The 12,972-nt window shown below is 74.0% G+C and carries 9 protein-coding genes; 4 read left to right on the forward strand and 5 right to left on the reverse strand.

The window, feature by feature from the left end; genetic code table 11:
• Positions 1-14: 14 nt before the first annotated feature.
• The gene (locus AB0B86_RS19170) at positions 15-164 is read right to left on the reverse strand and encodes a hypothetical protein (RefSeq protein WP_357404162.1); all 150 of its coding nucleotides are present in this window, start codon (positions 162-164) and stop codon (positions 15-17) included.
• Positions 165-302: 138 nt separating this feature from the next.
• On the opposite strand from AB0B86_RS19170, the gene AB0B86_RS19175 reads away from it, so the two are divergent.
• A complete protein-coding gene (locus tag AB0B86_RS19175) occupies positions 303-1,265 on the forward strand; it encodes a helix-turn-helix domain-containing protein (RefSeq protein WP_357404000.1) in 963 nt (320 codons plus the stop codon).
• 9 nt (positions 1,266-1,274) lie between these two features.
• Here the strand turns inward: AB0B86_RS19175 and tilS are convergent, their stop codons facing one another.
• The 3 genes from tilS to dacB all read right to left on the reverse strand — a co-directional run bounded on the left by tilS (position 1,275) and on the right by dacB (position 4,919).
• Entirely contained in the window at positions 1,275-2,267 is a 993-nt protein-coding gene (gene tilS, locus AB0B86_RS19180) for a tRNA lysidine(34) synthetase TilS (protein ID WP_357418816.1), read from the reverse strand.
• Between the two features lie 10 nt (positions 2,268-2,277).
• Positions 2,278-3,348, reverse strand: a complete 1,071-nt coding sequence (locus tag AB0B86_RS19185; protein WP_357418818.1) for a zinc-dependent metalloprotease — start codon at positions 3,346-3,348, stop codon at positions 2,278-2,280.
• Between the two features lie 104 nt (positions 3,349-3,452).
• On the reverse strand, positions 3,453-4,919 hold the full coding sequence (dacB, locus tag AB0B86_RS19190) for a D-alanyl-D-alanine carboxypeptidase/D-alanyl-D-alanine-endopeptidase (RefSeq protein ID WP_357404154.1): 1,467 nt from the start codon (positions 4,917-4,919) through the stop codon (positions 3,453-3,455).
• A 591-nt stretch (positions 4,920-5,510) separates the two neighbouring features.
• On the opposite strand from dacB, the gene AB0B86_RS19195 reads away from it, so the two are divergent.
• A complete protein-coding gene (locus tag AB0B86_RS19195) occupies positions 5,511-6,017 on the forward strand; it encodes an inorganic diphosphatase (protein WP_109816465.1) in 507 nt (168 codons plus the stop codon).
• A 31-nt stretch (positions 6,018-6,048) separates the two neighbouring features.
• Here the strand turns inward: AB0B86_RS19195 and eccD are convergent, their stop codons facing one another.
• Positions 6,049-7,452, reverse strand: a complete 1,404-nt coding sequence (gene eccD, locus AB0B86_RS19200) for a type VII secretion integral membrane protein EccD (protein WP_357403994.1) — start codon at positions 7,450-7,452, stop codon at positions 6,049-6,051.
• Positions 7,453-7,553: 101 nt separating this feature from the next.
• Between eccD and eccCa the strand changes: the two genes are divergently transcribed.
• Both eccCa and mycP read left to right on the forward strand, forming a co-directional pair.
• Positions 7,554-11,534, forward strand: a complete 3,981-nt coding sequence (eccCa, locus tag AB0B86_RS19205) for a type VII secretion protein EccCa (protein WP_357418820.1) — start codon at positions 7,554-7,556, stop codon at positions 11,532-11,534.
• Between the two features lie 74 nt (positions 11,535-11,608).
• Entirely contained in the window at positions 11,609-12,946 is a 1,338-nt protein-coding gene (gene mycP / locus AB0B86_RS19210; protein ID WP_357403990.1) for a type VII secretion-associated serine protease mycosin, read from the forward strand.
• Positions 12,947-12,972: the final 26 nt, after the last annotated feature.

Raw genomic sequence — 12,972 nt, forward strand, 5'->3', positions numbered from 1 at the left:
AGACGCTAATCACATCAGTTGGTACGGGACCGCCAGCGACGGCCATCGTCACTGGGCTTCCAGTCCGCCGAATCGTGGCTGTCGACGGTCAGGCCGGCCGCCGAGGCGGCGACGAGCAGGACGAGGAGAAGGAGAAAGAGCAGGAACTCCATGGCGGCGCTCACTTTCGCATGATTGCTGTCGGTTTCGCCGCCGGTGCGCACCGGACTGAGACCAGTCTGCGACTCTCCGCTCGACCCGGACAGTGGCAGGAATGCCATTGGTCATCGATTTACTGCCACCTGCCGGGTTACCCTCGTCACATGCTCCGGTCAATCGCCGTCCTCGCCCTCGACCAGGTGGCCCCCTTCGAGCTCGGCGTGCTCGCCGAGGTGTTCGGCACCGACCGCACCGCCGACGGTTTCCCCGGCTACCGCTTCCAGGTGTGCAGCCCCGACGGCGCTCCGGTGCGTACCTCATCCGGTTTCCACCTCACCCCGCACGCCGACCTCGGCCCGGTCGACGAGGCGGACCTGGTGGCCATCCCCGCGCACAGCCAGGGCACCACAGTTCCCGCCCCGGTGCTGGACGCGCTGCGGCGGGCCGACGCCCGCGGCGCACACCTGTTGAGCGTCTGCTCGGGCGCCTTCCTGCTCGGCGAGGCCGGCCTGCTCGACGACCGGGAATGCACCACCCACTGGCGGTACGTGGACGAGCTGCAACGCCGGCACCCACGCGCCCGGGTGCGCTGCAACTCGCTCTACGTCCAGGACGGTCGGCTGCTCACCAGCGCCGGCACGGCGGCCGGCATCGACGCCTGCCTGCACCTGATCCGCCAGGAGCACGGCTCGGCCACCGCGACCCGACTGGCCCGGCGGATGGTGGTCCCGCCGCACCGCGACGGCGGCCAGTCCCAGTACGTGGAGGCGCCCATCCCGAAGGCGCCCGAGGCGCCCACCCTGGAACCGGTGCTGGAGTGGCTGATGGGCCACCTGGACCGGACCACCACGGTGGAGGAGTTGGCCGCCCGAGCCGGCATGGCACCCCGCACATTCGCCCGCCGGTTCCGCGCCGAGACCGGCACCACCCCGCACGACTGGCTCACCAACCAGCGGGTGCTGCTCGCCCGGCGGCTGCTCGAGGAGACCCCGTTGAGCGTGGAGGCCGTCGCCGACCAGGCCGGCTTCGGCGACGCCGCGGCGCTACGCCACCACTTCAGCCGCCGGGTCGGCGCCACCCCGCACAACTACCGGAGCACTTTCCGGGACCGGACACACAGCGCGTGAACGGCATTCTCACGCCGACCGGACGGGCGTCAACCGGTCGGCGCGACGGAGCACCCGGACACCCCCGGGCAGGTCGGTCGGCCCCTGGCCGTGCCAGGCGGTGACCAGCGCGTCCAGCGCGTTGACGTGCCGGTGCGACAACGCTCCGGGCCGGGCACCCAACTCCCGCGCCCAGGTGTGCAGCACCCGGCCCCGCACCGCGGGGTGCAGACCGCTGAGCGCCGGCACCGAGAGCCCCCCTTCGGGGCACCGCGCCGCCGCCAGCGCCGCCGCCGCGAACTCGTCGAGCGCGGCGTTGTCGGCCGCCACCAGACCTGCGGTACGCGCGAGGTTGTCCACCACTCCGGGCCCGAGCGCCCGGACCAGCGCTGGCAGCAGGTCGACCCGAACCCGGGAGCGGGCGTACGACGGATCGCTGTTGTGCGGGTCCTGCCACGGGCTCAACCCGAGCACGGCGCAGGCGGCGCGCGTCTGCTCCCGACCGATCTCCAGCAGCGGACGCAGCAGCGGCACCCCGTGCAGATCCCGCCGTGCCGGCATCCCGGCCAGCCCGCGTGGCCCAGCCCCCCGGGCGAGCGCGAGCAGCACCGTCTCCGCCTGGTCGTCGCGGGTGTGCCCGGTCAGCACCGCTACCGCGTGCTGCTGCCGGGCCGCCTCGGCCAACGCCTGGTAACGGGCCTCCCGGGCGGCCGCCTCCGGCCCGCCTGGACGCCCAGCCACCTCCACCCGCACCACTGTCGTCGACGCGAACCCGAAACCGCCCGCCCAACTGGCCACCGCCTCGGCACGCTCCGCGGAGCCGTCCTGCAGACCGTGGTCGACTGTGACAAGCACGGCGGCGCGGCCCAGTCGAGGCGCCACGAACGCGGTGGCCGCCGCGAGGGCGAGCGAGTCGGCGCCCCCGGAACAGGCGACAAGCACCGGCCCACCGGGCGGCAGCCGGGTCAGGGTGCGCCGGACCGCCACCCGGATCGCGGCCACCGGCGGAGCGAGCGCGGCCACCGGCGGGCGGTCAGCCAGCGGCCGGAATGGTGCCGGCCGGGCCGTGCACCCGGGCCACCCAGGCATCCGGGTCGGCCAGCTCGGACAGCCGGGGCAGCGTGAGCGGCGAGTTGAAGATCGAGTTGAACCCCTCCATGCCGACCCGCTCCACCACACCGTGCACGAACTTGCGCCCCTCGGCGTACTGGCGCATCTTGACGTCCACGCCGAGCAGCCGGCGGATCGCCTTCTCCAGCGGGTTGCCCGCTTCGCGGCGCCTGTTGAACGACGCCCGAATCCGCTCCACGCTCGGAATCACCTGCGGACCGACGCCGTCCATCACGAACTCGGCGTGCCCCTCCAGCAGGGTCATCAACGCGGTGAGCCGGTCGAGCACCGCCCGCTGCGCCGGAGTCTGCACGATGTCCAGCACGCTGGTGCGGCTCTCCGGGTCACGGACCGCCTCGGACAGCGTGGCCACCCCGCGCCGCAGCCGCTCGACGAGATGCTCGCTGCCGCTGGACGAGGCGTCGACGAACGCCTGCACCTCGCCGAGGAAATAGGCCCGCATCCACGGGACGGCGGTGAACTGCGTCCGGTGGGTGACCTCGTGCAGGCACACCCAGAGCCGGAAGTCCCGCGGGTCCGCACCGAGCTTGCGCTCCACCTCGACGATGTTCGGCGCGACGAGCAGCAGTTGGCCCGGGTCGGCCGAGAAGACCTCGTACTGCCCGAGCACCCGACCGGAGAGGTAGGCCAGCACGGTGCCGGCCTGCACCCCGGTCAGCCGGGACCCGACCGCCTCGGTCAACGCGCTCGACTGCTTGTCGCCGGACAGCCGGCTCACCAGCGGGGTGATCACCTCGCGGAGGCCGGCGATGTTGGTCGCGGCCCAGTCGCGCCGGTCGACCACCCGGACCGGCGGATGCGCCACCTGCGCCCGCAACCCCGTGTAGTCGGCCACGTGCCCGGCCGCCTCGTCGGTAAGCCGACGCAGGTCGCCGACCACGTCGGTGGCCTCGGCATACGACACCCGAGGGCCCGACTTGCTCAACGCCCCCGCGGTGGCGGCGGCCAGATCCCAGTCCACGAACTGCGCCATGGACCCACCGTACCCGCGCCGCGACACCCCGGCCCGGGCTCGCGTTGCCGATCGACGGCGCTGGCGGCTCCGGTCCGGGGCCGCAGTGCCCGAGCCGGTGACGGTCAGCGGCAGCCGCAGCCAGCCAATGCGGCGGTGATCCGATCCAGCGCCGGTTGGGCGGTTTCCTTCCCACCGGGCACCCGATCCGTGAGCACCGCGAAGGTGAGTAGCCGACCGTCGGCGGTGGTGACCAGGCCCGCAATCGAGTGCACAGCGGTGAGGGTGCCGGTCTTCGCCCGGACGCTGCCCGCCCCGGCGGCGGTGCCGGCGGCGGTGCGGTAGCGCTCGTCCAGGGTCCCGGACCAGCCGCCCACCGGCAGGCCGCCGAAGACCCCGGCCAACTCCGGATGGTCCGGGCTGGCTGCCAGTCGGATCAGGTCGGTGAGCAACGACGGGCTGATCCGATTGTTGCGGGACAGCCCACTGCCGTCGGAGAGGGTGATCTCGTCGGCGGGTAGGCCCAGCTCGGCCACCTCCGCGTCCATCGCGGCAGCCCCGCCGTCGAACGAGGCCGGCTGGTTGCGGGCCATCGCGACCTGACGGGCCAGCGCCTCAGCCACCAGGTTGTCGCTCTCGCTGATCATGATGTCGACCAGCCGGATCATCGGCGGAGACTGCACCACGCCCAGCTCGGTGCCCGGCGCCGGGGAGCCACCGGCGGCGGCGGGAGCCGGTGCCGTGCCACGCTTCACCGCCTCGCTCGGCACGCCGAGCAGCCGGGCGAACGCCTTGCCGGCGGCCAGGTCCGGCTCGGCGAACCGCGCCGCGGCCCCGTGCGGGACGCTCGGGTCCCGGCGACCGCCGTCGGTCATCAACGCCGTCACCGCGCCACCAGACCCGCCGGTGGGGATGTCGTCGTCCCAGCCCGGGCCGTAGACCGGGCCGGAGTAGACCGAGCCGTCGACGGTGACGCTGGTCGGGCTGGTGCCGCCGAGCGCGGTACGCACCTGGGCGGCCAACTCGTCGAGTCGGGCCGCGCCCGGGTAGTAGCCCTTCTTGTTGATCGCGAGGGTGGGATCGCCACCACCGATGATCACTACCTCGCCGGCCTTCGTACCGGCCACCGCGCGAGTGGGAATCCGGTAGCCGGGCCCCCGGGCGGCAAGTGCCGTCACCGCGGTCGCCAGTTTGGTCACCGAAGCGGGCACGGTGCCGTCGTCCGCCCCCTTGTCGAACAGCGTCTGACCGGAGATGACATCGGCCACCGAGACGTTGACCCGATCGCCCAGGGCGGCGACCCCGACAAGCGGGTCGAGCGCGGCACGAACCCCGTCCGGGGTGGGGACCGGGGCGTTCGGGTCCGGGCCGGGAAGCACGTCCGACGGGACCGGGTCCGGGGTCACGCCAGCGGCGTTCGGTGCGGATCCGGCGTCGTCGCCGAGCCATCCCGCGACCGGGCCGGGCCGGACGACGACCACCCCGACGCCGGCGAGCACCAGCAGCAGCACGACGGCCAGCACCACCGGCAGCCGCCGACGAGGCGGCGCGTCCGGCGTGGGTGCCGGCGCGTCACCGGCCGGTGACGGCAGCGCCGAGATCGGCGGACCCAGCGGTGGGACGCCACCGGGGGCGGCGGTCGGAACGGGCCACGGGCCGGGAGGGACCGGGCTCACCGGCACCGACGCGCTGCCCCGCGACGGGCCGCCCGAGGTCGGGCCGGGCGGGACCGGGCCGGGCGGGGCCGGGCTCACCGGCACCGACGCGCTGCCGCGCGGCGGGCCGCTCGTCGGCCGATCACCGCCGAGCGCCGGGAAGCGACCGTTGTTCGGGCTGGGCGGGACCGGGCCGGTCGGCGGACGCCAGGGCAGGGGTGGGTTCACCTCAGCTGCCGGCGTCCCTGGCTCGGGAGCCCGTGGCAGGTGGGCCTCGGGCACCGGAACCCGACCCGTGGCGCCACCGGAGCCGGATCGTCCGGTACCGTGCGCCGAGCCCCCGTCCGGGCGGTAGTGTGAATCTTCCCTCCCCACGACCCCCTCCTCCCCCAGCGAAAATCAGCTTGGGTGACACTACTTCGGTCCGAAGACTATGCGGCGGCCGGAGTCGGCGGGTGGGCATTCACCTGTCCGGAGGGGCCGCCAGTGGTTCCGTTAGCCAGCGTGGGCAGACGAGGGAGCGTGCAGATGGATTTCGACGTGACGGTTGAGATCCCCAAAGGTCACCGGAACAAGTACGAGGTGGACCACAAGACCGGCCGGATCCGGCTGGACCGCACCCTCTTCACCTCGACCCAGTACCCGGCCGACTACGGGTTCATCGAGGGCACTCTGGGCGAGGACGGCGATCCGCTCGACGCCCTGGTGCTGGTCCCCGAGCCGACCTTCCCGGGCTGCCTGATCCGCTGCCGCACCATCGGCATGTTCCGGATGACCGACGAGAAGGGCGGGGACGACAAGGTCCTCTGCGTGCCCTACGAGGACCCTCGCCAGGAGCACCTGCGCGACATCCACCACCTCGGCGAGTTCGACCGGCTGGAGATCCAGCACTTCTTCGAGGTGTACAAGGACCTGGAGCCCGGCAAGTCGGTGGAGGGCGCGACCTGGGTCGGCCGCACCGAGGCCGAGGCCGAGATCCACGCCTCCTACCAGCGGGCCAGGGACGCCGAGGCGCGCGGCGAATCCGCCCACTGACGACCACTCACGCACCGGGCCCGGGGGCCGCTCAACCGAGCAGCCCTCGGGCCCGGTCGTACAGGTCGAGCACCGCACAGGCGATCGGCACCACGGCGACCGCCAGGGCCGTGTCGGTGAGGTCCGCGACCCTCCCGAGGTACGGCGAGACCGGCCGGCGGGCGTATCCGGTGCCGCTGGCAGCGGCCACCAGGGCCACCGCCGCACCGCCCAGGACCAGCGCCAACCGCCCGACGTCGTCGGCCCGGCCGACAAGCACCGCGCCCAGCACGGTGTAGCCGGCCAGCCCGGCCAGCACCGTCGGGACCCGGTGTCGCAACGCCACGAACAGCCGCGACCGCAGCAGCAGCACCGCCGAGGTGACCGCCAGCAGCACCCGACCGGCCGTCGCACCGGCGACCCCGAGGACGACCGCGGCGGCCACCGCCAGCAGGGCGTGTCCGATCAACATTCCGGTGAGCACCTCCTCGGTGCGGGTCACCGCGGCGTGCACCCGACTGCGGTCCGGCAGATCCCGGGCCCGCTCCGGCCCCTCGGTGGCTGCCGGGGTCGGCAGGGTGATCGGCGGCAGCGGCAGCTTGCCCAGCCGGATGGCCAGCAGTGGAATCACCCCGACGGCGAAGACAAGTGCGCTGAGCAGCACCGCCGCCGTGCCGGCCGGGGTCAGCAGCAGCCCACCGAGCGCCGCCCCGGCGCCGACCAGGCCGACCGTGACACCGGCCACGAAGACCCGCAGCCGGCTGGCCACCCCGAGCAGGCCGATCAGCGCCACCAGTGACAGCGCCACCGAGCCGGCCAGCAGCTCGGGCGCGCCCACCCAGCGGACCGGCCCGAACGGGCCTACCGGGTCGCCGGAGCCGACCGCGAGGGCGCCGGCCGTGAACGCGTACGGCAGCGCGTAGCCACCGAGGGTCGCCCCGGCGGCACCGTCGCCGTTGGCGCGTGAGGCGACCGTGCCGGCCACGGTGAGCAGCAGCGCCACCACCGCAGCCGCCAGCCAACCAGCCCGGTACGTCGGGCCGCCGGCGAGCAGGGCGAGCAGCCCGACGGTGAGTGGCACCGCCGCACCGGCCAGCCCGGCGGCCCGGGTGGCGGTGGGCGACCAGGCGCCACCGCGGCGGCGGGCACCGTCGGCGATCGCCTCGACCACGTCGTCGTACTCCAGCTCGGGCCAGTGGGCGCGGGCCGGCACGAGGTGCAGCACCTCACCGTCACGGACCCCCTGGGACAGCAGCGCCTGAGCGGTCGTCAGCAGCGCGCCGTCGGTGCGGCGCAGCACCCAGCCGCCGTGCTGCTCGCCATCGTCGGCCAGCCCGACGCCGGCGTGCCGGAGCACGTCGGGCAGCAGCTCGGCCAGGGGCACCTGCTCCGGCAGGGCGACGTCCACCCGTCGTTGCGGCGCGCTGATCGTGACGCGGGCCAGACCGGTAGTCATCGACTGGTCTCCATATCGACTGGAATCGGAGGCTGCGCGGACGACAGGACTTTACCTACCATGAGTCCGGCTCGGGTTACCCAGCGCTGTCAGGAGGCCGAGTGTCGACAGTCGTCATCAAGCGTCCGCCACGTCGACCGGCACCGGAGATCCCCGCCGGCGAACTGCCGGTCGAGGCACCACCGGAGATCCCCGTGGTCGCCGGCGGGCGGTGGCAGCAGATGCTCATGCTGCTGCCCATGCTCGGCGGCACCGTGGCGATGGCGATGATGTTCGGCCGGGGCGGTGGCGCCTACTCGTACGTGGTGGGTGGGATGTTCGGGCTCTCCTCGCTGGCGATGCTGGTGACCTCCTGGGGCAGCGCATCCGGCACGCCGAAGAAGTCCGAGATGATGGCCGCCCGGCGGGAGTACCTACGCCACCTGGCCACGTTGCGGCGGCGGGTCCGCCGGACCGCGGGACAGCAGCGGGCCGGGCTCTACTACCGGCACCCGAACCCGGGCGGGCTCTGGTCAACCGTGGACAGTCACCGGGTCTGGGAACGACGCCCCGCCGACCCGGACTTCGCGGTGGTGCGGGTGGCCGTCGGTCCACAGACCCTGGCCACTCCGCTCGTGCCACCTGTCACCCGGCCGCTGGAGGAGCTGGAGCCGATGACGGCGGGGGCGCTGCGCCGTTTTCTGGACGCGTACTCCGTGGTGCCGGACCTGCCGGTGGCCCTGTCGCTGCGCAGCTTCGCCCGGGTGCACGTCCGGCCCGCCGGCCGGGCCGGAGGTGGCACCCCGACCACCGGTGGGCCGACCAGTGGCGACCCGGCGGCGCAGGCGCTGGTCCGGGCGGTGCTCACCCAACTCGCGGTCTTCCACGCCCCGGACGAGCTGCTCGTCGCGGTCTGCGCCGGACCCGAACGCAGGGCCTGCTGGGAGTGGGTGAAATGGCTCCCGCACGCCCACCATCCCGGCCGCACCGACGCGCTCGGTCCGGTCCGGCTGGTCACCAGCTCCGCCGCCGAGTTGGAACGGCTGCTCGCCGACGTGCTGGCCAGCCGGTCGCGGTTCAGCCCGGCCGGCCCGGCCACCGACGGGCCGCACGTGGTGGTGGTCCTCGATGGCGGCGACCTCACCGGTGCCAGCGACCTGACCGGTGACGGCGGCATCGACGCGGTCACCGTGCTGGACCTGGACACTCCGCCACCCCGGCTGCTCGACCGGTACGCGCTGCTGCTGGAGTTGCACGGCCGGCGACTGCACTCGCTGTCGTCCGACGGGCATGCCGAGGTGGGCACCGCCGACCAGCTCGACCTCGCCGACGCCGAGGCGGTGGCCCGACGGTTGGCGCCGCTGCGGCTCGCCGGCGCGGCCCGCGGACCGGACGCCCCGTTCCAGGCCGACCTGGGCCTGCCCGAGCTGCTCGGGCTCGGCGACCCGGAGAGCTTCACCGCTGAGCAGGGCTGGCTGCCGCGCTCGGCACGCGACCGGCTGCGGGTGCCGATCGGGGTCGGCACGGACGGCGGCGCCATCGAGCTGGACCTCAAGGAGTCCGCCCAGGACGGGATGGGCCCGCACGGCCTGCTCATCGGGGCGACCGGCTCCGGCAAGTCCGAACTGCTCCGCACGCTGGTGCTGGGGCTCGCCGTCACGCACAGCTCCGAGCAGCTCAACTTCGTGCTCGTCGACTTCAAGGGCGGCGCCACCTTCGCCTCGTTCGACCGGCTACCGCACACCGCGGCGGTGATCACGAACCTGGCCGACGCGTTGCCCCTTGTCGACCGGATGGTCGATGCGATAAACGGGGAGCTGGTCCGCCGCCAGGAGCTGCTGCGCCGAGCCGGCAACTTCGCGAGCGTGCGCGACTACGAGCGGGCCCGGGCGGCCGGCAGCCCGCTGGCCCCGCTGCCGTCGCTGCTGCTGATCTGCGACGAGTTCTCCGAACTGCTCTCCGCCAAACCCGACTTCATCGACCTGTTCGTGCAGATCGGCAGGTTGGGTCGGTCGCTCGGCGTGCATCTGCTGCTCGCCAGCCAGCGGCTGGAGGAGGGACGGCTCCGCGGGCTGGACACCCACCTGTCCTACCGGATCGGGTTGCGTACCTTCTCCGCGCTGGAATCGCGCACCGTGCTCGGGGTGGCCGACGCCCACGAGCTGCCCCGCTCACCGGGTCACGGCTACCTGCGCGCCGGCACGGACCCGCTGGCCCGGTTCAAGGCCGCGTACGTCTCCGGTGCCGTCCGGCGTCGGGTGCTGCCGGCAGGCGCCCCCGCCGACGGTGGTGCCCGGCTGCTCACCTTCACCACGCACGTGGTGCCGGTGCCCGAGCCGGCAACCCCGGCCGTGCCTGTCGTGGCGGAGGAGGAGGGCCGGGAGACGCTGCTCGACCTGCTGGTGGACCGGCTCGTCGGGCAGGGCCCGCCGGCGCACCAGGTCTGGCTCCCGCCGCTCGGTCCGCCACCGGCCCTGGACGAGCTACTCGGCCCGGTCGAGGTGGACCCGACGCGCGGGCTCACAGTGGGCAACCCGGAGCTGCACGGCGCGCTGGGGGTGCCGCTGGCGGTGGTGGACAAGCCGTTGGAGCAACGTCGGGACCTGCTCTGGCTGGCGCTGGACGGGGCCGCCGGGCACGTCGCGGTGGTCGGTGCGCCGCAGAGCGGCAAGTCCACGGTGCTGCGTACGCTGATCTGTGCGTTGGCGCTCACCCACACCCCGGCCGAGGTGCAGGTCTACTGTCTCGACTTCGGCGGCGGCGGGTTGGCCGCGCTGCGCGACCTGCCGCACGTGGGTGGGGTGACCGGTCGGGCCGACCCGACGGCCGTCCGGCGCACCGTCGGTGAGATGAGCACCCTGCTCGCCGATCGGGAACGCCGCTTCGCCGAGCTGGGTGTGGAGTCGATGGCCGGGTACCGGCAGCGGCGGGCCACGACGGTTACCAGCGGTCAGCCGGGCGCTGACCCGTTCGGTGACGTGTTCCTGGTGATCGACGGTTGGAGCACGGTCCGGGGCGAGTACGACGACCTGGAACCGCTTGTCACCGACCTGGCCACCCGGGGCCTGTCGTACGGGCTGCACGTTGTCGCCACCGCGCTGCGCTGGCTGGACTTCCGGCCGGCGATCCGGGACCTGTTCGGCTCCCGGCTGGAGCTGCGCCTCGGTGACCCGTCCGACTCGCTGGTGGCCCGGCGGGCGGCCGCGAACGTGCCGGAGCGCGCCGGTCGGGGGGTGACCGCGGAGGGCCTGCACTTCCTCACCGCGCTGCCGCAGCTCGCCGACGACGGGGACACCGCCGATCTGGTCAAACGGGTCGCCGGCAGTTGGGGTGGCCCGTCGGCGCCCCGGGTGCGGCTGCTCCCGCAGGTGCTGCCGTATGCCGAGCTGGACCTGGCCGCGGCGACCGGGCTGCGGCTGCCGATCGGGATCGCGGAGGCGGACCTGCGCCCGGTGCTGCTCGACTTCGCCACCGAGCCACACTTCGTGGTCTTCGGGGACTCGGAGTGCGGCAAGTCGTCGTTCCTGCGCGCGCTGGCCACCTCGATCATCACCCGGTTCACTCCCGAGCAGGCCCGGGTGATCCTTGTCGACTACCGGCGCAGCCTGCTCGGCGCCATCGAGACGCCGCACCTGATCGGGTACGGCACCGCCGCGGCGCACACCGCCGACCTGGTCGAGTCGGCCGCCGGTTACCTGGAGCGGCGGGCCCCGGGGCCGGAGGTCACCCCGCAGCAGCTACGGGACCGCTCCTGGTGGTCCGGGCCGGAGCTGTTCGTGCTTGTCGACGACTACGACCTGGTGGCGGCCGGGCCGGCCAACCCGCTGCGGGCCCTGGAGGAGCACCTGCCGCACGCCCGCGACGTCGGGTTGCACCTGGTGCTGGCCCGCCGATCCGGTGGCGCGGGCCGGGCCCAGTACGAGCCGATCGTGCAGCGGCTGCGGGAGCTGTCCACCGCCGGTCTGGTGATGACGGGCAGCCCGGAGGAGGGGGCGCTCGTCGGACCGGTGCGGCCGGGTCCGCTGCCGCCGGGGCGTGGTCGGTTGGCCACCCGGCGGGAGGGCGTACGCCTCGTGCAGCTCGCCCAACTGCCGCCACAATGACCTGACTCGCCAGTTCCTCCCGTGACGGGTGAGGAAACCGGTAATCTCCGATCGTCATGGTTCCGTCGGGATGAATGGCTGGGGATGTGACAGGGGTGCGGCACAGCGGTCCGTCGGCGGCCCGACGGGCGACCGTCCGGGCGCTGCTCGGTGTGGCCGCGGCGCTCACCGTCGTCGCGCCGACGGCGGCGGCCGTGCCTGTCGCCGGGCCGAGCCGTGGTGGGCAGTTGGCCGGCGGGCCGACGGTGTTCGCCCCCGGCGACGCTGTCGCGCGCACCGATCAGGTCCGCGACGAGCAGTGGCAGCTCGACGAGTTGCGGGCCGAGACGGCCTGGCGCAGCTCGACCGGCCGGGGCGTGACCGTCGCGGTGATCGACTCCGGGGTGGACGGCAGTCACCCGGACCTGGTCGGCCAGGTGCTGCCCGGTCAGGATCTGGTCGGCTCGGGCGGGGGTGCGGGCCCCGATCCGGTGGGGCACGGCACGACCGTCGCCGGCCTGATCGCCGGGCGCAAGGACGACAAGCGGGGCGTGGTCGGCCTCGCGCCGGACGCGCGGATCCTGCCGGTCCGGGTGCTCGACGAGGACAACCGCTACGACGACGCGTTGATCGTGGCCCAGGGGGTCCGTTGGGCGGTCGACCACGGCGCCCGCGTGATCAACCTGTCGCTGGGCGGCAGCGGCGACAGCCCCGCCCTGGCGGCGGCCCTGGACTACGCGTTCGTCCGGGACGTCGTGGTGGTCGCCTGCACCGGCAACCTGGCCACCTCCAACAGCCCCAAGGTGTGGTACCCGGCGCGCGAGCCCGGGGTGATCGCGGTCGCCGGCCTGGAGCGCAACAGCGAAGACCTGTGGTCCGGGTCGATCACCGGCCGGGCGACGGTGCTCAGCGCCCCCGCCACCGGGCTGGTCGGCGCCAAATCTCCGAACGGATACTGGCGGGTGCAGGGCACCAGCTTCGCCGCGCCGCTGGTGGCGGCCACCGCCGCGCTGGTCCGGTCCCGCTACCCGCAGATGTCCGCGGGTGAGGTGGTCAACCGCTTGCTGGCCACCGCCCGGGACCTCGGGCCGACCGGACGGGACGACCGCTTCGGGTACGGCATGGTCGACCCGGTGGCCGCGTTGACCGCCGAGGTGCCGCCGGTGACCGCGAACCCGCTTGACGATCAGACGTCCCCGGGGGTCACCGGTTTCGGCCCGGCGCCCGGCTCGGCTGACGACTCGATGGCCGGTGCCGGCGCCGATCCGCTCGGTCTCGCCGCTCCTCGTCAACAGAGCCGGTGGACGGCCCGGGCGGCTGGTGGCGAGGACACGTCGGCGCCAGCGCAGTTGTGGACCGGGTTCGTGCTTCTCGTCGCCCTGACCGGCGGCGCAACCCTGCTGGTGCGCCGGTTCCGCCAGCGGTCCCGATGATCGAGGCGTCCCGGCAGGCCTGACCG

The organism is Micromonospora sp. NPDC049047 (genome assembly GCF_040649135.1).
GTDB lineage: Bacteria > Actinomycetota > Actinomycetes > Mycobacteriales > Micromonosporaceae > Micromonospora.